Annotated in this window: 20 protein-coding genes, 1 tRNA gene and 1 riboswitch; of the genes, 5 read left to right on the forward strand and 16 right to left on the reverse strand. The window is 59.7% G+C overall.

The window, feature by feature from the left end:
• Positions 1-4: 4 nt before the first annotated feature.
• The 9 genes from C1713_RS11730 to C1713_RS11770 form a co-directional block, all read right to left on the reverse strand.
• Entirely contained in the window at positions 5-820 is an 816-nt protein-coding gene (locus C1713_RS11730; protein WP_102494017.1) for a 4Fe-4S dicluster domain-containing protein, read from the reverse strand.
• Positions 821-851: 31 nt separating this feature from the next.
• Complete coding sequence (locus C1713_RS11735; protein WP_102494018.1) at positions 852-1,724, reverse strand: formate dehydrogenase accessory protein FdhE; 873 nt, start codon at positions 1,722-1,724, stop codon at positions 852-854.
• A 90-nt stretch (positions 1,725-1,814) separates the two neighbouring features.
• Positions 1,815-4,835, reverse strand: coding sequence for a formate dehydrogenase-N subunit alpha (gene fdnG / locus C1713_RS11740; RefSeq protein WP_102494019.1), 3,021 nt, complete (start codon positions 4,833-4,835; stop codon positions 1,815-1,817).
• Between the two features lie 104 nt (positions 4,836-4,939).
• Positions 4,940-5,737, reverse strand: coding sequence for a formate dehydrogenase accessory sulfurtransferase FdhD (fdhD, locus tag C1713_RS11745; protein ID WP_232294919.1), 798 nt, complete (start codon positions 5,735-5,737; stop codon positions 4,940-4,942).
• Positions 5,738-5,783: 46 nt separating this feature from the next.
• Positions 5,784-6,917, reverse strand: a complete 1,134-nt coding sequence (gene mobB, locus C1713_RS11750; protein WP_102494020.1) for a molybdopterin-guanine dinucleotide biosynthesis protein B — start codon at positions 6,915-6,917, stop codon at positions 5,784-5,786.
• Positions 6,914-7,837, reverse strand: coding sequence for an MOSC domain-containing protein (locus C1713_RS11755; RefSeq protein ID WP_006691225.1), 924 nt, complete (start codon positions 7,835-7,837; stop codon positions 6,914-6,916). The genes mobB and C1713_RS11755 overlap by 4 nt, the downstream gene beginning before the upstream one ends.
• Before the next feature lie 7 nt (positions 7,838-7,844).
• Entirely contained in the window at positions 7,845-8,840 is a 996-nt protein-coding gene (moaA, locus tag C1713_RS11760; RefSeq protein ID WP_102494021.1) for a GTP 3',8-cyclase MoaA, read from the reverse strand.
• A 142-nt stretch (positions 8,841-8,982) separates the two neighbouring features.
• Positions 8,983-10,188 (reverse strand): molybdopterin molybdotransferase MoeA, encoded by a 1,206-nt coding sequence (locus C1713_RS11765; RefSeq protein ID WP_102494022.1) that lies wholly within the window; start codon positions 10,186-10,188, stop codon positions 8,983-8,985.
• 10 nt (positions 10,189-10,198) lie between these two features.
• On the reverse strand, positions 10,199-11,227 hold the full coding sequence (locus C1713_RS11770; RefSeq protein ID WP_102494023.1) for a molybdopterin-binding protein: 1,029 nt from the start codon (positions 11,225-11,227) through the stop codon (positions 10,199-10,201).
• A 200-nt stretch (positions 11,228-11,427) separates the two neighbouring features.
• Between C1713_RS11770 and moaC the strand changes: the two genes are divergently transcribed.
• From moaC to C1713_RS11790, 4 genes are all read left to right on the forward strand, one after another.
• Complete coding sequence (gene moaC / locus C1713_RS11775; RefSeq protein ID WP_083501201.1) at positions 11,428-11,946, forward strand: cyclic pyranopterin monophosphate synthase MoaC; 519 nt, start codon at positions 11,428-11,430, stop codon at positions 11,944-11,946.
• A 12-nt stretch (positions 11,947-11,958) separates the two neighbouring features.
• A riboswitch (molybdenum cofactor riboswitch) is annotated at positions 11,959-12,089 on the forward strand.
• Positions 12,083-12,886 carry a molybdate ABC transporter substrate-binding protein gene (gene modA, locus C1713_RS11780; protein WP_102494024.1) on the forward strand — a complete coding sequence of 268 codons (804 nt, stop codon included), beginning with the start codon at positions 12,083-12,085 and terminating at the stop codon, positions 12,884-12,886. (Overlaps the previous riboswitch by 7 nt.)
• The gene (gene modB, locus C1713_RS11785) at positions 12,886-13,557 is read left to right on the forward strand and encodes a molybdate ABC transporter permease subunit (RefSeq protein ID WP_102494025.1); all 672 of its coding nucleotides are present in this window, start codon (positions 12,886-12,888) and stop codon (positions 13,555-13,557) included. The genes modA and modB overlap by 1 nt, the downstream gene beginning before the upstream one ends.
• On the forward strand, positions 13,554-14,600 hold the full coding sequence (locus C1713_RS11790) for a sulfate/molybdate ABC transporter ATP-binding protein (RefSeq protein WP_102494026.1): 1,047 nt from the start codon (positions 13,554-13,556) through the stop codon (positions 14,598-14,600). Before modB ends, C1713_RS11790 begins: the two co-directional genes overlap by 4 nt.
• Before the next feature lie 232 nt (positions 14,601-14,832).
• Here the strand turns inward: C1713_RS11790 and C1713_RS11800 are convergent, their stop codons facing one another.
• The 7 genes from C1713_RS11800 to C1713_RS11825 all read right to left on the reverse strand — a co-directional run bounded on the left by C1713_RS11800 (position 14,833) and on the right by C1713_RS11825 (position 19,089).
• On the reverse strand, positions 14,833-15,513 hold the full coding sequence (locus tag C1713_RS11800) for an ABC transporter ATP-binding protein (RefSeq protein ID WP_170950821.1): 681 nt from the start codon (positions 15,511-15,513) through the stop codon (positions 14,833-14,835).
• Positions 15,510-16,715: an FtsX-like permease family protein gene (locus tag C1713_RS11805; protein WP_102494028.1), complete on the reverse strand. Its 1,206-nt coding sequence runs from the start codon at positions 16,713-16,715 to the stop codon at positions 15,510-15,512. Before C1713_RS11805 ends, C1713_RS11800 begins: the two co-directional genes overlap by 4 nt.
• On the reverse strand, positions 16,712-17,134 hold the full coding sequence (locus C1713_RS11810) for a DUF4418 family protein (protein WP_050342600.1): 423 nt from the start codon (positions 17,132-17,134) through the stop codon (positions 16,712-16,714). Before C1713_RS11810 ends, C1713_RS11805 begins: the two co-directional genes overlap by 4 nt.
• Before the next feature lie 5 nt (positions 17,135-17,139).
• Positions 17,140-17,289 carry a hypothetical protein gene (locus C1713_RS12100; protein ID WP_170950822.1) on the reverse strand — a complete coding sequence of 50 codons (150 nt, stop codon included), beginning with the start codon at positions 17,287-17,289 and terminating at the stop codon, positions 17,140-17,142.
• A gap of 7 nt (positions 17,290-17,296) precedes the next feature.
• Complete coding sequence (gene tnpA / locus C1713_RS11815) at positions 17,297-17,770, reverse strand: IS200/IS605 family transposase (protein ID WP_102494029.1); 474 nt, start codon at positions 17,768-17,770, stop codon at positions 17,297-17,299.
• Between the two features lie 177 nt (positions 17,771-17,947).
• Positions 17,948-18,023, reverse strand: a tRNA-Gln gene (locus C1713_RS11820).
• A gap of 85 nt (positions 18,024-18,108) precedes the next feature.
• The gene (locus C1713_RS11825; protein WP_102494030.1) at positions 18,109-19,089 is read right to left on the reverse strand and encodes a Gfo/Idh/MocA family protein; all 981 of its coding nucleotides are present in this window, start codon (positions 19,087-19,089) and stop codon (positions 18,109-18,111) included.
• Between the two features lie 236 nt (positions 19,090-19,325).
• Here C1713_RS11825 and dpaL point away from each other — a divergent pair, with 236 nt between their 5' ends.
• A complete protein-coding gene (gene dpaL, locus C1713_RS11830) occupies positions 19,326-20,531 on the forward strand; it encodes a diaminopropionate ammonia-lyase (protein WP_102494031.1) in 1,206 nt (401 codons plus the stop codon).
• Positions 20,532-20,535 lie beyond the last annotated feature (4 nt).

Genomic DNA, 20,535 nt, shown 5'->3' on the forward strand with positions numbered 1-20,535 from the left:
GTGCTCACTCCTTCCCCTGCTGGTCATTCTTGCTGCCGCTTGCCATCTTGCGGAGCACCATTGCACCGACGATGCCGGCAGCCGCGCCGCCGATGGCGATCTTCGTGAGGGTGCGCCCCACCTTCCAGACATCGATCGATGCCGGGGTGACGGGATCCGCCGGGAGTCCGAACACCTCGGGCTTCTCGGGCAGGACATAGATCATGTGCGTACCGCCGACGCCCTTCGGGCTGTAGATGTTCGCATCGGGATGCGATGCGCGTGCGAGATCGACGCGCTCCGCCGCGAGCTGCTTCATCTCCTCCAGCGTACCGAACTCAAGCGCATGCGCGGTACAGGTCTTGGCGCAGGCAGGCTTCAGCACCTCGCCCGTCGTCTCATAGCCATGCGCAATGCGGTCATAGCAGAGATCGCATTTGTACGACTTATGCTTCACATCGTCGATCTTTGGAATGTGCCATGGGCAGTTGTGCTCGCAGTAGTGGCAGCCGACGCATTTGTCCTGATTGATGACGACGGTGCCGTTCTCGTTGCGGTCAATTGCGTTCTCCGGGCAGCCCTTCGCGCAGGCGGGGTCGCCGCAGTGGAAGCAGTTCTTCTTGAAAAAGTCCCAGTGGAACTTCCCCTTGTCGTCAACGCGCTCTTTCATCTCGATGAGCGTGAAGACGGTCGGGGTCAGATCCTTATGCGACTGGTACTGTCCCTCGAAGGGCGTACTCATATCGGGCGGCAGATCATGCCACTGTTTGCAGGCAACCATACAGCCGCGACACGCTGTGCAGCGTGTCATATCATGCAGCATTGCGATTTCCTGTGTCATGACGCTTTCTCCTCCTTTTATCTGTTGTCTTTTATTCCAGAATCGGATTGCCCTTTTTCTGAAGTCCCTGTTCCTCCGCGAGGAGGTCAAGGTGCACCGTTGCCCAGTCCTGCCGATAGATGAAATCACTCGTATCGTCGTCGACGGGGCCGCGATAGGTCTTGATGTAGTGATGGCAGGCATCACAGACATCAAGGCGCATGATGTCGCTGCCTTCCGGCTCGAGCGTGTGCATCTTCTGGAGATCCGTGTTGCCGCAGTAGACGCAGCCGACGCGCGTATAGTGCCAGCGCGTGCCGCAGCCGCCGCAAACGAGATCGCGTGCGCGCCCCTGACGGTACTTCCTGAGATCGGCGATGACGGGCTGCCGTCCGCAGACGGGGCAGTAGTTCTCACTGAAACGCGGCTGGTCGCGGTCGGGATTCCACATCGTGGGATCCTTCAGCTCCGCAGGGACGAGCGCGGCGATGATGCGCCAGATCGTGCTGCGGATAAAGCCCTCGTTCAGGTCATAGCGCTGGCAGAGTGCTGCAAACGCCTTCTTGTCCTGTGTGAGCACGGCAATGATGAATTCTTCCTTTGCCGCCTTGCGCAGGGGCTTCAGCGCGGCGAGATAGCCGCGCGCCGACTCCTGCATGAGGGGCGGCACATCCGCTTCGGCGATGCGGGCAAAGACGTCCTCCTGCATGAGGTAGACCGCACGCACCATGCGTTTGCGGTATGTCTCCTGCTGCAGGATCGGCAGCTTCTCCGCGACCGTCTTCGTGACGGCACGCGCGGGGAGCTGTATGGGCTCCGGCGTGCCGACCGCCGCGTCGACGAGGCGATAGACGCGCTCAGTCTCGGCGAGGAACGGATGCTTCTTCAGGAAGCGCTTCATCGGATCGGTGTTCTTCGATTTCATAAAAAGGGGTTCTCCTCGTCTTTTCAGACGTTCGTTGTTGTGAATGTTCGTCCGGCGGTCAGCCCCCATACGCGGCGTACCGCGGGGAACTTACACGCGTTCGACGTTGGCGAGGCAGGCCTTGAACTCCTGCTCCTGCACGTTCGGATCGAGTGCGTCGATGGTCAGATAGTTGCCGGAAGGACCCGTCGAGAGCCCCTTGAAGCCCCAGTTGTAGGGCATCCAGATCATGTGCGTCTCCACGCCGTTGATCGTTAGCGGCTGCGCGCGCTTCGTGACCATTGCCTTGACCTGGATCGCGGCGCGCGTCGTGCTGACGCGGACGAGATCGCCCGGGCGAACGCCGATCTTCGCGGCAAGCTGCTCCGAGATCTCGACGAACGGCTCCTTGACCAGCTCGTTGAGGTACGGGATGTTGCGCGTGATCGTGCCCGAGCACCAGTGCTCCGTCAGGCTCGATGTGCAGAGGACGTAGGGGTACTCATCCGGCGTGCCGATCTTCTGCAGTTCGGGGACACGCGGATAGATAACGCAGGGGTTGAACTGCGCCTTCTGTCCCTCGTTCATCATGTTCTTTGTCGGGCTCTCGACAGGCTCATAGAACTCCGGCAGCGGGCCGTCCACGGGGACGTAGGAGTGATCGCGCGTCTCGCCGCTCTCCACGTCGCTGTACTCGGCGGCGAAGAGGCGGCCAATGCCCTCACCGTTCATACGGAACGGTTTCTGTCCGCCCGGGGTGTTGGGTCCCTGTGTGCGATCGCCGACGTCCGGGACGTCGTAGCCATCCCAGATGCCCTTGGCCTCATCCCACCAGACAAGTGCCTGATCGGGGCGGGTCGGCTTGCCGTTCTCGTCGCAGGACGCACGGTTGTAGAGCATGTGAATGTTGTCGGGCCACGTCCATGCGTAGTTCGGGAAGATGCCCATGTTGCCGTTGTCTTCCTGTCCGCGGCGCTTTGCCATGTGGACACCGTCACCGTAGATGCCCGTGAAAATCCACATGCCCGCCATCGTCGTGCCGTCGTCGCGGATCTCGCGAATGCCGCGCAGGAGATGTCCGTCCTTCAGGTCGTAGCCGTTGCACTCCTTCATGATGTTCTCGACATACGCCTCGCCGTTCGCCTCGGGATCGCCGTAGTTCCATGTGAGGAGCTTGATCGTGTTGTCCTTCGGGTCGGTCGAGTCCTTGTAGAGCTCCACGATGCGCTTCCAGAGCTTGTCGCAGATCCAGTAGTCCGGACGCGAGTCGTGCGTGGGATCGGGGCCCTTCATGCGCCACTGGATCATGCGCATGGAGTTCGTCATCGTGCCGCAGCGTTCGAGGTAGGAGGCCGCCGGCATGAAGATGACCTCGGTCTGGATGTCGGCAGGGTTGTCGCCCGGACGCTCCCAGAACGCCGCCGTTTCGTTGACGAAGACATCCTGCACGATGAGCGTACGGACGCCCTTGAGCCCCTTGTTGACGATCGTGAGGTTCGCGTTCGTCATCTGCGGGTTCTGTCCGCAGACGTACAGGCACTTGATCTGCCCCTCGATCGCCTTCTCGAACATGACGTACATGGAGTCGTTGTGCGTGCCGTTGCGGATCGGCAGTGCATTGAACAGGTAGTCATTTCCTGCATTTGCCGCATCGCCGAACCACGCCTTGAGAAGGTTCTTGAGGAACTTCGCACGGAACGTACCGTTGTGGTGTGTCCACTTTGCAAGTGTATCGTCCGTATGCGTCGGATACGAGAGGTAGGATGGGTAGTACTGGAACATGATGCCGTAGTCCGTCGAGGACTGGACGTTCGGCTGCCCGCGCAGAGCGTCAATGCCGCCGCCTGAGACACCGATGTTGCCCATGAGCAGCTGGATGATCGTAAAGCAGCGGATGTTCTCCACGCCGATCGTGTGCTGCGTCATGCCGAGGGCGTACATCATGACCGTCGGCGTAATGCTCGAGAAGAGCTCTGCCGCCTTCTTGATGTCCGCGACGGGCATGCCCGTGATCGCCGATGCCTTCTCAAATGTATAGCGCGAGAAATGCTTCGCCAGGCGATCCATGACCGTGCCCGGCTCCGACATCGACAGCGCCTTTACCGGCTTGCCGTTCGCGTCGACCTTGTAGCCCCACGTCTCCTTGTTGTACGTACGCGTCTTCTCATTGTAGCCGGAAAATAGTCCTGCATCGAATTTGTAGTCGTCACGCAGGAGGCAGTATGCATTCGTGTTGCGGCGCAGATAGTCGGCATCGTACTTTTTGTTCTGAATAATATAGTTGATAAGTGCTCCAAGGAAAACGATATCGGTGCCGGGACGCAGCTGGAAGAAATGATCGGCAACGCGCGAGGTGCGTGTATAGCGTACGTCTACGTGAACGATAGTGGCTCCGTTGTCCTTTGCCTCCATGACGCGCTTCATCGCGAGCGGATGGCATTCTGCGAGGTTCGAGCCCTCGATCCAGACCAGCTTTGCCTTCTTGAGGTTGTACCATGAGCCCGTCATCGCGCCGCGTCCAAAGGCGGCGTTCAGCGCCGGCGGCGTCGTCGCATGGCAGACACGCGTCTGGTTGTCGATGTAGACAACACCGAGCGCACGCGCCATCTTGATGAGCTGATAGCACTCCTCGTTGTTGACCTGCGATCCGCCGACAAAGCCGATGGCATCCGTACGGTTGCTCATGAACTTGTAGCCGTTCGCCTCGTCCTGCCCGATCCAGTTCTCATCACGCGCCTTCTTCATGGCACGCGCAGAGCGGTCGATGGCCTCCTCCCAGCTGATCTCCTCCCAATGGTCGCTGCCGGGTGCACGGTACATCGGGCACTTCGGACGCAGCTCCGCGTTCGGGATGTGACCATAGCCGATTCCCTTCGGGCACAGGCCGCCGCGATTGACGGGGTTGTCTGCCGCTCCTTCGAGGTTGATCAGCTTGCCGTCCTTGATGTAGCCGATCGTTCCGCAGCCGCAGCCGCAGAAGTGGCAGACGGAGGTAAATTCGCGACCGCCTGTCAGCTTGTACTCTTTTGCCGCCGCCGAGACCGTTGCGACGTCAAGTCCGAGACTGGTGAGTGCCAGCCCGACGCCGCTTAGCCCGGTGGCTTTCAAAAAGTCACGTCTGCTAAGGTTCATCGTGATTCTCCTTTCGTATCGGCGGGATTCCGCCGACAGGCTCTCCTAAACTTCTATATGAAACGAGGATATCCCCGGTTTCAGCAATGTACAGAGGTACACCGTCAGAGGGTGATGCGCTCAGGGTTTGCGTAGATGCAGAACGAGCCCGGCGCCATGCGCGCGCAGAGCGTGATGCCGAGTTTGCGCGCGATGTTGAGCGAGAGGGTGGTCGGAACGGACTTCGCCGCAACCGTGGAGATCCCCATCCGCCCCAGTTTGAGCATCATCTCCGAGGAGCAGCGCCCGCTGAAGATGATGATTTTATCGGAAATCTCCACGTGATTCCTGAGCGCCCAGCCATAGAGCTTGTCAAAGACGTTATGGCGGCCGACGTCCTCACGGAAGACAAGGATTTTCCTGTTTGCCTGATCGAACAGGACGCCGCTGTGGACGCCGTTCGTCGTATCGTGGGTCTTGGAGAGATGTGCGAGCAGCTCATCCGCTGTCGCGAGGATGTCCTTCGCGCTGAAGCGCACGTCGCGCGGCCGCTCAAAGATTTCCTCGGGGCGCAGTTTCAGGATGCGCCGTGCCGAGAAGTAGCGCGGATTTTTCACTGCGTCCGCCGCCCACCACTGCGCATCCGTCGTCGTCTTGACCGCGGCGCGCAGATGCTCTGCGTCCACCGTCATCTCCACGATATCGTCAAAGCTGCGGATGCGTCCCATCTGAGCGAGCATCCCAACGATGAGATCCTCGAAGTCGACGGGTGAGCAGAACGCCGTCGTAAAGTTCTCCCCGTTGAGATCGATGTCGAAGAAGACCTCCTCCGAGGTATATTTATGATCCGCGACAAACGCATTCTCCTCAGAGACATAGCGGGTCACGGGTACGTCGATAAAGTCACTGCGCTGAATTTCCATCGTTTCTATTCTTCCATTCGTATACTGCATGCTCTCACGCGAGCACCTACATCGTCAAAAATATTATGCCGTCTGCCCCATAGAGCGGCCGCCCCATAAGAAAGAGAGTGATCTGCGCCGCTGTCTCCATATCATCGAGATCATAGGAGAGCAGCCCGTCATGCGGTGCGGCATCCTTTTGAAAAAGTGCCGTCACACGTGCATCGATCTCCGGCGCGGCAAGTCCGCGGTCGAGCATGAGAGTCGGCAATGCGCCGCGTGAACGCGACTCCGTAATAAAAAGATCTATATCATATTCTATTTTCGATATAAGATTCTGAAAGTCCTTCCTTTGATCTTCTATTTTCTGAATGAAATAGCCATTCGGCGCACTAATTGCCGTTGCCCGCGCCCCCGCCGTCATGAAACGCGCCGTATCCTTTCCCTCCGTATCGAGCTGAAAACCGTGGCTGTCGCTCTTGATGACCGCTGTACGCACGCCATGTACCGCAAGGCGCGGGATAAGCCGCTCGATGAAGGTTGTCTTGCCCGTCCCCGAAGCAGTGGCTGCAACAGAGAGAATGGGCCGCTCACGCCCCTCGTTCGCAATGCGTCCGCATGCGAGGCGGTAGGCAGCAGGGGTGTTCACGTTGAAGAAGAGTCCCGCATCCACCGCGAGCGGCAGTTCGCGCACGGTGAGGCCGCGCAGGATAATGCCGAGCTTGCGGTCGCCGCGTGCGATGGCAGCGGCAAATGCCTGTCCCGCATCGCGCCGATAGAGCGCGGCGAGCGGCTGCCAATAGCCTGCAAGCGTCGGCAGGACGACCTGCACCGCACCATGTGCTTCGGGCAGCAGTGCCCGCACAAGATCGAAATCGTAGAAGGGCATATCGCCTGAGAGGACGAGCGACCATTCCGTCTCCGCCGCAGCGAGCCCCGCCGCAATTGCCGCTGCCGGGCCCTGCCGCGGGCAATCGTCCGTGACGAGATGCGCCCCGTACGCCGCAGAGAGCTCCGTGAGCTCTCTGCGCTCCCCCTCTGCCGCGAGGACAATCGCGCGAAACCCTGCCGTACGGCCGCGCCGCAGGGTACGGGAGAGCAGCGTCTCACCGTCCGCCATGGGGAGGAACCGCTTGTCCTCGCCCATGCGCGTGCTCATGCCGCCCGCCGCGACGATGAGCGTCAGGTCGGCGGGCGTCACCGTGCGCACTCCCCCGCGTCGCCGCGCAGGATCTCGATGCCGTGCTGCAGCTGGGGCAGGATGAAGCCGAGACACTCGCGCACCGCTTTCTCACTGCCGGGCAGGTTGACGATCAGTGAGCGTTTCCGCAGGCCCGCCGTCGCACGGCTGAGCATGGCACGCGGGGTCACCTTCATCGAGAGCGCGCGCATCGCCTCGGCGATGCCCGGTGCCTCGCGGTCGATCACGGCACGCGTCGCCTCAGGCGTCACGTCGCGCACGGAAAAGCCCGTGCCGCCCGTCGTCAGGATCAGCCCGACGCCGCGGTCCGACCAGAGTGTCATCTCACGCTCGAGTTCCTCACGCTCGTCGGGCACGATGCTGTACCCCGCGACATCGTAACCCTCCGCCGTCAGGATCTCGCGAATCGCCGCGCCGCTCGCATCCTCGCGCTCGCCGCGCGAGCCCTTGTCGCTCGCCGTGATGACGGCGGCGTCGAGCGGGATCTTCTCCGTCGTGATCTCCAGCGTATCGCCGACCGTTACCCAGCCGCCGTGCAGAACACGGGCAAAAACGCCTTCACGCGGCATGATGCAGTCGCCGACGCGGTGAAAGATCTCGCAGTGACTGTGGCACTTCTTCCCGATCTGCGTGATCTCAAGAAAAACCTGTCCCACGCGCAGGCGCGTCCCCACGGGGAGCTCCTTGAAGCGGAACCCCTCGGCGACGACGTTCTCGCCGAACGCGCCAAACGCCACATCTGCACCGCGCGCACGGAAATCCTCGATCTCGCCGAGGCCGAGCAGGCTCACCTGTCGGTGCCAGTCGCCCGCATGGGCATCGCCGTCGATGCCGTATTCCGTAATAAAGAAGGCGCGGTCTGTCGCCTGTTTTTCCGTGCCGCGCTTCTCGCTGATGCACAGTGCCCGAATCTCTCCCATATCCGTATTAGCCTCCCACTTGGTACATGGCGCGGTGATCGCGCGTCTCCTGATCGATTTCAAAATGATGTTCTTCGGGCTTCTGCCACACTGCATGGGCAATGGCATCCACGAGCTGTGCATCCGACATTCCGCCGCGCAGCAGTGCACGCGTGTCAAGTCCTGCACTGCTGTAGAGGCAGAGCTTCAGGAAGCCCTCCGCCGTCAGGCGCACGCGGTTGCACGTGCGGCAGAATTTGTGCTCCATCGCATCGATAAAGCCAATCGTTCCCGTAAAACCGGCAGGCCGCACATAGGCGGCGGGCCCCTTCGGCACCGCGCCCTCATGTGCCGCCTCCCCCACGGGCAGGAGTGCGCCGAACGCATCCTTCAGCCGCGCGCGCACCTCGTCCATCGGTACGCCGCGATAGTTCTCCGTCCGCGCACAGCCGATCGGCATGAGCTCGATAAAACGCACATCAATCGGATGTGCACGGGCAATCGCGGCGAGCGCGGCGAGTTCCTCGTCGTTTACGCCCATGATCGGCACGCAGTTCACCTTGACCGTGAGGCGCTCCTCCTCGGCAAGTTGCGTGAGTGCCTCCATCACCGCGCCGAACATAGGCCGCCGCGTGATGGAGAAGAATGTCCCGCCGTCGAGTGTATCGAGGCTGAGATTCACCGCGTCGAGGCCGGCATCCAGCAGCTCATCCATCATCGTGCCGAGCAGGACTCCATTCGTCGTGAGCGCCACTGTCTCGATGCCCGGGATCTCTTTCAGCCCGCGCACAAGGTGTGTGATGTCACGCCGCACGAGCGGCTCACCGCCCGTCAGGCGCACCTTGCGCACGCCCAGTGCCGCGAGCGCACGCACATTGCGCAGGATCTCCTCATAGGTGAGCACATCCGCGTGGCGCAGCTTCTTGACCCCATGCGCCGGCATACAGTAGCGGCAGCGCAGATTGCAGCAGTCCGTCACCGAAACGCGCAGATATTCAATTTTCCGCTGAAACTGATCCTGCATGATGAACCTTCTATCTATCTTTCTATCTTTTTCCTATACGTTGACGTGAAAGGCAGAAGTTGATGCGTCGAAGCAACCGGGAAAAGTGCACGTTTGCTTCGCCGGGGGGGTTGCTGCAGGACATCACCACAGCACTGCTTCGTCAGAGAATCACAACATCCACTTCCGCCCCTGCCGCGAGCGGCGGCATCCCCGCCGGCACATCCACAAACGCGTCGCAGCCTGCCGCCGAAAAGAGCGAGCCGGACTCATGCTGATCGGGCAGCGAAACGCGCCCATCCGCCTCCATGCGTGCACGCAGGAAACGCCGTCCGTAGCAGGGCTTGGGGAACGCATCGGCGAGCACGGCGCGGCGGCGCGGCATGAGCACATCCGTCTCGCCCGCAAGCCGTGCAATCGCCGGACGCGCCATCAGCTCGAACGTCGCATAGGCGGCGAACGGGTTGCCTGAGAGCGCGATGCCGAGCATGTTGCCGCGCGTATAGGCAATGGCGGGGGCGCCCGGCTTCATGCAGACGCGCCAGAACAGCCGCTCCGCCCCAAGGGCGGGCACAACGCCGTGCATGATGTCCTTCTTGCCCACGGAGACGCCGCCCGACGTGAGAAAGAGATCCACACGATCCGCATAGGAGGCGATCACCTCCGCCGCGCGTTCCACATCATCAGGCACCGAGCCGACCACCGTCACCTCTGCGCCGAGTTCCTTCAGGCGTCCCGCAAGGAGGTAGAGATTGCTGTTGTAGATCTTGCCGGGACGCAGCGGCTCGCCGGGCTGCAGCAGTTCGTCGCCCGTACTGGCAACGGCAATGCGTACGCGCCGATGGACACATACCGCAGCATAACCCTCACTCGCGAGTACCGCAATCTGCGCCGCATGGATGCGCTGTCCCCGGCGCACGAGCAGATTTCCCTTTTTGATATCCTCGCCCGCATAGCAGTAGTTCTCGAACGGCTGCGACGTAAAGGGAACAAAGATCGCATCCCCCTCCTCACGCACATCCTCCTGCCGCACGACACAGTCACAGCCCTTCGGAATCGCGCCGCCCGTCATGATGCGGACACACTCGCCCGCGCCGACTGTGCCGGCGAAAAAATCGCCCGCGCACTCCTCGCCGATCACCGACAGGCGCACAGGGTGCTCTGCCGAGGCGTCCGCCGTACTCGCCGACGCAAAGGTATAGCCGTCGAGCGGCGAACGGTCAAACGGCGGATTGTCAAACGCTGCGTACACATCCTCCGCCGCCACGCGCCCCACCGCCTCCAGCAAGGGAACGCGCTCCGTCTCCGCGACGGGTACTGCATGTGCGAGCAGTACCTCGATTGCCTGTTCAAGTTCGATATCCTGCATGGAATTCTCCTTACTTTCCGAACGGGCAAATGGGATAGTGGCAAACCTTGCATCCCATGCAGAGCCCGCCAATCCCAAGGCGCGTGATCTCCTGCCGCGTCCACGCGCTGCCCGCCGCGACACGCGGCAGGATAATATCAAAGATCGTCGCGGGCGAGTACATCACGCAGCCCGGCAGCCCCATGATCGGCACCTGCCGCCCATCCTTCTCATAGTAGGCGAGCAGGAACATCGCCCCCGGCAGCACAGGCGCGCCGTACGTCACGATGCGCGCCCCCGTCGCTTTGATCGCCGCCGGCGTGCGGTCATCGGGGTCGACGCTCATGCCGCCCGTGCAGAGCACCATATCCATCCCCGCGTCGAGCAGCTCCTCAATCGCCGCACGCGTGTGCTCCGTCCCATCATCCGAAAGGCGATGCTCATCCACCTTCAGCCCGAAGGCGCGCAGCTTTGTATCGATCACAGGCGTGAACGTATCCTTGATGCGCCCATGGAACACCTCAGAGCCCGTCGTCACCACGCCGACCTTCATCTTCTGATACGGCAGGATCCGCAGCATTGGCTGATCTCCCGCCGTCATACGTACCTTTTCCATCGTCCGCTTGTCGATGACGAGCGGGATCACGCGCATCCCCGCGAGCTTTGTCCCCGCCTTGACGGGCATGTGCTGCGCAATCGTTGCAATCATGACATCCTCGATGTCGTTGACGGCGTTGAGCGCATCCTCGTTCACCTCGAACACACCTGCCGTCGTCGCGGTCAGCTCTATCTTGCCCTCGCTCGGCTCACTTGCCGACATGTGCTCATTCTGACAGACATCACGCAGGATCGCCGCCGCATCGTTCTCATGCAGCAGATTCGGATCGTCCTCCCAGACAAAGATATGCTCTTTGCCAATGCGCAGAAGAACGGGAATATCCTCCGCACGGATCACATCGCCCTTGCGGAAGCGTGCGCCCTTTCGCTCCCCGCGCACAATCTCTGTAATGTCGTGGCAGAGCACCATCCCCACCGCATCCTGAACACGAACCTCACGCATACTGCTCCCCCTGCCATGGCAGCGCTGCTCATACGCCGCCCTTTCCCAAAGACAATCACCCCGTATAACGATTCTCAACTATGAATATCTATTATTGATTATACCACAAAAAATAAACATCCTCTATGAGTTTTCCTAAATTATAGATAGATTCATTTAATGTTAGAGAAACACAATTGATTTTCTCTGCCGATTCCGCTATGATAAAATTATTTCAAGAAGAAAGGAGGATATCGATGCCAGAAACAGGACTGACGCATTTCGATGCAGGCGGTGCCGCCATCATGGTCGACGTCAGCGGCAAGAACAAGACGCATCGCGAGGCTATCGCGAGCGGACGGATCTGCGTGAGCGAAGCGGTCTATGCGGCGATCACGGCAGGCACGGCAAAAAAGGGCGACGTCCTCGGTGTCGCGCGCATCGCCGGCATCATGGCGGCAAAGCGCACGGCGGACATGATCCCGCTCTGCCATCCGCTGCCGCTTGCCAAGTGCAGCATCGACTTCACGCTTGAGGAGGTGCCGCGCCATGCGGTATATGCTGCGGCGACGGTCAAGGTCACGGGCGAAACGGGCGTGGAGATGGAAGCACTGCACGCCGTGAGCACGGCGCTGCTGACCATCTACGACATGTGCAAGGCGATCGACAAGCGCATGGAGATCACAGACATTCGTCTCGAGCGTAAGTCCGGCGGCAAGAGCGGCACATTTGTCCGCTGAGAAGGAGGGCAGCGCCCTCACCCTCTCCGAGCAGAGCACGTCTAAGGAAACATCTATGGCACTCTGCCTGACGCATATCGTCACAGGGTATGTCGGGAAACGGACATACCTCCCATTTGCAAAGGAGAAACATCACATGAACATCAAAAAGACACTCACCGCCCTCTTGGCGGGCACGGCACTGCTCACCGCCGGCTGCGTCGGCGGCGGCAACAGCGCGAACAAGATGGAGACGCCGCAGGAGAGCCCCATCGAGCTGCAGGTCTCTGCGGCGGCGAGCCTCACGGACGCGATGAAGGAACTCGGCGCGATGTACGAGGAGAACAACAAAGAGGTTCATATCGTCTACAATTTCGGCAGCAGCGGCGCCCTACAGCAGGCGATCGAGAACGGCGGAGCCCCCGACGTATTCGTCTCCGCCGCACAGAAGCAGATGAATGCGCTCGACGAGAAGAAGCTCCTCGCGGACGGTACGCGCGTCGATCTCCTCGTCAACGACATCGTGCTGATCACGGCAAAGGACAGCAAGCTGAACCTTCCCGACTTCAAGGCAGTGCTCGACCCGCAGGTTGCGCACATCGCTCTCGGTGAGCCGAAGGGCGTTCCTGTCGGACAGTACAGCGAGGAGGTCTTTACGAAGCTCGGCATCCTCGACCAGGTCAAGGCGCGTGCCGTCTACGGCTCCGACGTACGTCAGGTGCTCGCATGGGTCGAGACGGGCGATGCGGACTGCGGCGTGGTCTATGCGACGGATGCCGCCATCTCGGACAAGGTGAAGGTCGCCGCCGTTGCCCCTGCCGACACGCATAAGCCCATCGTCTACCCCGCCGCTGTGCTGAAGGACTCCAAGAACGAGATGGCCGCGAAAGAGTTCCTCGCCTTCCTCCAGACGGACAAGGCAGCCAAGGTCTTTGAGAAATACGGATTCACCGTCAAATAATGGCAGACGAAACATTCTCCCCGCTCATCATCTCCCTTGAGGTGGCGGGGCTTGCTACTGTCCTCACCTTCTTCGTCGGTATTGGGCTCGCCTACGCGGTGCTGCGTATCCGCAGCCATATCGCGGCGACCATTGCCGATGCTGTGATCACGCTGCCGCTCGTCCTGCCGCCGACCGTCGTTGGGTTCTTCCTCCTGCTCTTTCTCGGAAAGCGCAGTGCCATCGGGAGCACCCTCCTCGCCATCGACCTGCCGCTCGTCTTTACGTGGCGTGCGGCGGTCATCGCAGCGGTCATCGTGAGTCTTCCGCTCATGTACCGCACGGCACGCGGCGCCTTCGAGTCACTCGACAGCAGCATGATTCATGCGGCGCAGACGCTCGGCGTCAGCAACGGGCGCATCTTTTGGCGCATCATCCTGCCGAATGCACGGCACGGCATCCTCGCGGGGCTCGTTCTCTCGTTTGCCCGTGCCCTCGGCGAGTTTGGTGCGACCATCATGTTCGCGGGCAATATCCCGGGACGCACGCAGACCATGTCCACCGCCATCTATGCGGCGGTGCAGGCGAACGACTACGACCTCGCCTTCCGCTGGGCAGTCATCATCTCCCTGTTCTCGCTCTTCTTTATCGGTGCGATGAACCTCTACCTCAAACGGGAGGTGCGTGAATGAACCTCGTCGTCAACATCGAAAAACGCCTGCGTGACTTCACGCTCTGCGCAAACTTTACGCTCACGGATACGACGCTCGCCCTGCTCGGTGCATCGGGCAGCGGCAAGAGCATGACGCTGAAGTGCATCGCGGGGCTTGAGACGCCGGATCGCGGGCAGATCATCCTCAACGGCCGCACGCTCTATGACAGCAGTGCAGGAGTCAACCTCCCGCCGCAGGAGCGCAGTGTCGGCTATCTCTTTCAGAACTACGCGCTCTTTCCGAATATGACCGTCCGCGAGAACATCATCTTTGCACTGGACGGATCACAGAAGGAAAAGGAGCGCATCCTCGCCGAGAACGTGGCGCGCTTCTCCCTCGACGGACTCGAAAGCGCCTACCCGGCAGGGCTCTCAGGCGGACAGCAGCAGCGCGTCGCCTTTGCGCGCATCCTCGCGCGCGGTGCGGATGTGCTACTCCTCGACGAGCCGCTCTCCGCACTCGACACTCACCTCAAGTGGCAGATCGAAACCGCACTGCGCGAGATCCTCATGAGTCAGAACATCGCGGCGATCCTCGTCACGCATGACCGCGACGAGGCATTCCGCATCGCGCAGGAGATCGCGACCGTCGACCGCGGACAGCTCACGCCCCCGATGGATCGGCACGAACTCTTCCGCAGTCCCGGCACGTGTGCGGGTGCACGCCTCACAGGATGCAAGAACATCTCCGCCGCCCGCCGCCTCGATGCGGCGCATATCGAGGCGACCGACTGGGGCATCACGCTCGCGGTCACAGACGATGTGACGGATGCGCACCACATCGCCATTCGCGCACATTACTTCGTTCCCGTGCAGGAAGACGGCGAAAACGTCTTCACCGCACAGATCGCGGAGATCATCGAGAGCACCTTCAGCATGATCGTCATGCTCCGCTTTGCAGACGGTGCTCACCTCGTGCGCTGGGAGGTGGACAAGCCCGCATGGGATGCACTCCATGTGAGCGAAAACGCATCCCTGCGCATCTGCCTTCCGCCTGAAGCACTGATGCTGCTGCGGGATTAAGGAATCACTGATAAATTCGGTACAACCATCTTGACGCATCTTTTTTGCCCGCACTTCGGCGGAAAATCCTCCACAGAGCACCACTCTGCGTCCGGTTTTCCACCTCGTTCGGACGAAAAAATCTACGCCAATCTGGCAGACCTCATTTTATCAGTGATTCCTTAAGGCGCACAGACAAACGCATACAAAAACGCCCTTATGGTGCATCGCGCCATAAGGGCGTTTTTCTGTACTACGCAGAGCGCGTCAGCCGCCCCTCTGCCATCGTATAGCAAATATCCGCATATGATGCTGCCTCACTCTCATGTGTGACGAGGAGGACTGCCGTGCCTGCGTCGGCGGTCTCGCGCACGAGATCAAGCACGCGCCGTGTATTCTCCGCATCGAGGTCGCCCGTCGGCTCATCAAGGAGCAGAATCTGCGGCACGCCGGCAAGGGCCCGCGCGATCATCATACGGCGCAGCTCCCCGCCCGAAAGCTCCGACGGACAGATATGAGCGAGCGGTGCGATGCCAAGCCGCTCCATCAGAGCATCCGCATGTGCAGACACGTCCTGTTCCCTGCCATAGAGAAGCGCCGAGAGGAGGACATTCTCCCGCACTGTCAGCGCGCGAAGCGACATCAGCTGCTGCGGTACAATGCCGAGCGTACTGCTGCGCAGCTCCGCACGTGCATCCTCGGGCAGTGCGTAGAGATCCGTCTCCCCTATGCGCACCTTCCCCGTCACGGGCGGCAGGAGCCCGCCCAAGATATGCAGCAGCGTACTCTTGCCGCTGCCCGAACGCCCCATGACCGCCGTCACCGTACCGGAGGGAAGGCACAGATCCGTCTCCGCCACAGCGACAATGTACCCTTCCCGCGCACTGTCGCGCAGGAAATCCTGACTGATTTTCTCCGCCCGCAGTTCCATCATCCATCCTCCCGCAGCAGTGTGCTGACCGGCGCCGTACATACGCGCCCGACCGTCCACGCCGCCGCCAGCATCCCAGACAGTGTCGCTGCGAGGAGCGTATTCACCGCCAGCAGCAGAATCGTTCCGCCGTCGGGGAGAATATAGGGGCGCATCAGCCCCGCCTTCATCAGGCCCGCGAAGGGCAGAATAATCAGTGCACCGAGTGCAACTCCTGCCGCAGCGCCCGCCGCCGAGGCAAGTGCCGCCTCCGTCAGCATCATGCGCGTCAAAAATCCGCGCGCCGCCCCCGCGATGCGCAGCATCAGATACTCGCGCCGCCGCTCGCGCGCCGACAGGTGAAAGGCGATGCCGAGAACGATGACGGCGATCACCCAGACCACTATAACGAGCCCGCCGATCATCTCCAAGATACCGCCAAGTCCCTGCTCCACTGCGTGCACCATTCCGTGTGCAGGGCGCGCCGTAAGCGCGGGATATGCCGCATTGACCGCCTCTGCCACGCCCTCGGGCGAGAACCCGTCCGCCGTCCGTATCATCACGGCAGAGATCGCATCCTCCGTCGGAACCCCCTGAAACACATCAAATCCCCTTTTCGCCGCATTCGCCATCATTGCACGGATCGTCTCCATATTCGTATAGACCGCCGTATCCATTCCCGTTCCCGTCGGCGTGAGCCGTCCCACAACGCGGCAGGGCAGATCGTAGAACGTCAGCATCCCATCCGCAGGCACGGAAATGCCGCTGCCGACGAGAATATCGCCATAGCCGACCGTACCGCCATAGCTCTCGCGGATCCACGGCTGAATGGTCTGATCCGAGGCGGGATCAAAGCCGATCAGCTGCACCGCTACGGAGCAGCAGCCCGCATGTGCCGAGGCAAGGAAGAACTGCGGCGTCGCATGCGCCACCCCCGCCATGCTGCGCAGATCGGAGAGATAGTGCTCCTCCATGTAGAACTGCGCAGGAACGCCCTGCACGAGCACCCCTTCCAGCGATCCCGCTCCCTCTGCCGCCTTCGGCAGGACAATGACATCTGCACCGAGCCGCTGCTGAAACTGAATCAGCCCCCCCTGCAGCCCGAGCAGCATCTCCGAGCCGCCGAAGATCACGAGGGCAAGAATCCCCGTCAGCACAGCAAGCGTCGCGGAGCGTGCCATATTCCTGCGGCAGGTGCGCAGGGCAAGTGCTTCACTGAACTTCACTCATTCTCCCCCTTTCGATGCTGCCACAGATACAGAGCAGAAAGGATGATGTTCAGCACGGCAATCACGCTGACCGACGGCTGCATCAACGTATGACACCGCATGGTCTCCATCATGCAGAGCGGAATAAGATGTCCCGGAAGACAGATCACCAGCACAGCGAGAGGAATCATCGCAATGGCCAGCCCTGTCTTTGCTCCTGAGCGCAGCGGCACAAGATGCAGGAGGGACAGGATGAGCATAACGGCAGCAAGCCCCGTCAGCGCCTCCCCTGCCCAATGACAAGTCATCCACGTTCCATCCTCATGCGGTGCACATGGTGCAAAAGTCGTCTGTATGCCAATGAAAAATATCGCATTCAGCACAATCTGCAGAAGCGGACACACGCCGATTCCCTTTTTCTCGCTGCTCATGATCATTCTCCTTATCTGCCATTTTTATCTATCCTACCAGAGATGATAAAAATTTTCAATAATAAATATCCACCCGCATAGCGGGTGGTTTTCCATTTTCGGGCATAGCCCTTATGTAATTGGCGGCGTACAAGTACGCCTTTTATTTTCCTGCCAGCCATGCACAGGTTACTTGCCACCCATAAATGGGTCTCTCGGGTCAAACAAGCTCAGTTGATCCTGTTCCCGGTCCTTCTTCAGCTGATCAGCTATGTACTCCTTAATCGCCTTGGTGTTCTTTCCTACGGTATCGACATAATACCCTTTGCACCAAAATTCTCGATTTCTGTATGCAAACTTCATGTTTCCATACTTTTGGAATATCATTAAGCTACTCTTGCCCTTTAGGTATCCCATAAAGCTCGATATGCTGATCTTCGGCGGGATACTTAACAGCAAGTGGATATGATCTGGACAGATCTCCCCTTCAATGATCTCTACCCCCTTCCACGCGCACAGCTTTCTTAGGATCTCCCGGATTTCCAGTTGCTTCCCTTCGTAGAATACTTTTCGCCGATACTTCGGTGCAAACACAACGTGATACTTACAATTCCACTTTGTGTGTGCTAAACTATGCGTATCGGCATTTTGTTGTTTCGACATAATGCTGTTTCCTCCCTAGTGTCTTCACTATTTCTAAGCTGGCAGGCTTATGCATAGTTTAGCACACTAGGGATTTTCTGTTCACCGCTTAAGCTCTTTCCAACCACGCGACTATCGCGTGGTTTTCTTTTATACAAAAAAAGAACTGCCCCTCAGGGCAGCTCCTCAAAATTCAAATGGCAGGGGTAGCTGGACTCGAACCAACGCATGCGGGATTCAGAATCCCGTGCCTTACCAACTTGGCGATACCCCTGTGTCGCTCTCAGCAACAAGGGAGATTATAGCGGATATGTAAACACTTGTCAAGGAAATTTTTTTGAAAGGCTGTATGTTCGCTTCTATTCCTCCTCGGGGTACTTCATTCCCCACGAGTGGCGAATCTGCGTCATAAGCTCCATGACATCAATCGTGTAATCGAGGTGCATATCATCGCGCTCGCCCGCGACTGCCGCTTCCATATCGAGGACTTCGTACAACAGCGCATCCGCCGTACTTCCCGCTGTAAGCTCCTCTGTGCGTCCGTCCACCGTCCATGTGATGACCGCCCGATCCCCGCGCGGGTACTCGAACATCTCCACATAGCCGTTCTCAAAGGCGATCGTCCCGCGCTTTGGCTGCTTTGCATGGAGAGAGAGTGTGATCGCTGCCATCTCCTCCTCCGCATTCTTGAGGAGGATGGACGCCTGCTCGTCGACGCCCGTCGGCGCGTACTTCACCTGAGAGAGCAGATCCGTCGGCTGTGACGAGAGGAAATAGCGGACGAAGGACAGGGCATAGACACCGATGTCGAGCATCGCCCCGCCCGCAAGTTCGCGACAGAAGAAGCGGTTCTCCATATCGTATTCCTTGAAGCTGCCGAAATTCATCTGGATCATGCGCAGGGGACCGAGAGCGCCGCCTACAATGATCTCCTTCAGGCGACGGTAAATCGGCATATGATAGATCGTCATCGCCTCTGCAAGTACAACGCCATGCGTCCGCGCACAATCGACCGCCCGCGCCAATTCCTCAGAGTTCAGTGTGATGGACTTCTCGCAGAGGACGTGTTTGCCCGCCGAGAGCGCCGGCATCAAATAGTTGATGTGCGTGTTGTGCGGCGTGGAGATATAGATGATGTCGACATTCGGATCATCGAACACGTCCTCCATCCGCTCATACACCTTCGGAATGCCATACCGTGCGGCAAACTCCTGCGCCTTGCGCTGTGTGCGGTTGCCGACGGCATACAGCCCGCCTCCAAGCGCCTGCATGGCGCGCGCAAGTTCGTTGCCGATCACGCCGCAGCCAAGTGTCGCCCAACGATATCTCACCTTTGACATAGAAATCCCCTCCTTGCCGAAAGCATTCGACATGGAGGGGATTTTTCCTTTTGCCCATACTTCCTTTATTCAAAAGGCAACACTCTCCACGCATGCGATCTCGATAGCATACGGCTGCAAAATAATTCAAAAAATTGATCTCTCCCCTCTTGAAAAACGATTATATTCGCGCTATACTGAAATCAAATTTTTTGTTTGGTTGACAAAATTATTTTTAGGGACAGGAGGATATAAATATGGACGAGCGTTTTCTATGGGCGCTGAACCGGATGCCCAAGACCGAGGATACGTTTCTGTCGCGGCTCTCCCTCGATGAGGTGCGGCACGCACGGACGTTCCACGAGAGTTTCCCTCAGTATGGGCCAACACCTCTGACGAGGCTCCCAAAGATGGCGGAGTATCTCGGTCTCAGCGATGTCTTCGTCAAGGATGAGTCCTATCGCTTCGGACTCAACGCATTCAAGGTGCTCGGCGGGTCCTATGCAATGGCGCAGTACATCGCTCAGGAAACGGGCCGGGATATCGCGGATCTGCCTTACAATGTGCTCACCTCAAAGAAGCTGCGCGAGGAGTTCGGCACAGCGACGTTCTTCACGGCGACGGACGGCAACCACGGACGCGGCGTCGCTTGGGCGGCGCGGGAGCTCGGACAAAACGCCGTTGTCCACATGCCGAAGGGGACGACGCAGACGCGCCTCGAGAACATCCAAAAGCTCGGGGCAAAGGTCGATATTCTGGAGCTCAATTACGATGACTGCGTGCGGCAGGCCGCAAAGGAGGCTGCTGCGACACCGCGCGGCGTCATTGTGCAGGACACGGCTTGGGACGGCTACGAGGACATCCCCGGCTGGATCATGCAGGGGTACGGAACAATGGCACTGGAGGCAGCAGAGCAGCTCAAGGCACAGGGCGCCGAGCGGCCGACGCACGTCTTTGTGCAGGCCGGTGTCGGCTCGCTTGCAGGCGCAGTGATCGGCTTCTATGCGAATCTTTGGAGCGACAATCCGCCGACGTTCGTCGTCGTAGAGGCAAAGGCGGCGGATTGCCTCTACGAGGGTGCGCTCGCGGGAGATGGGAAAATACGCACGGTTGGCGGTGACATGGAGACCATCATGGCAGGTCTTGCCTGCGGTGAGCCAAACACCATCTCATGGGACATCCTAAAGAACCATGTGAAACTCTTCGTCGCCATCTCCGACGATGTGGCGGCAGACGGGATGCGGATGCTCGCCGCACCGATCAAGGGAGATCCCCCCATCACTTCGGGCGAATCGGGCGCGGCCTCATTCGCCGCACTCATGGCTCTCATGACGGATGATGCCTGCGAGGAACCGCGCGCATTGCTCGGCCTTGACAGAGATTCGCGCGTGCTCGTCTTCTCGACCGAGGGCGATACCGATCCCGAACGTTACCGCGAAATCGTCTGGGAGGGACAATTTTAAGAGT

Origin of the sequence: Centipeda felix, assembly GCF_900186465.1 — a bacterium.
GTDB classification, from domain to species: Bacteria; Bacillota; Negativicutes; order Selenomonadales; family Selenomonadaceae; genus Centipeda; species Centipeda felix.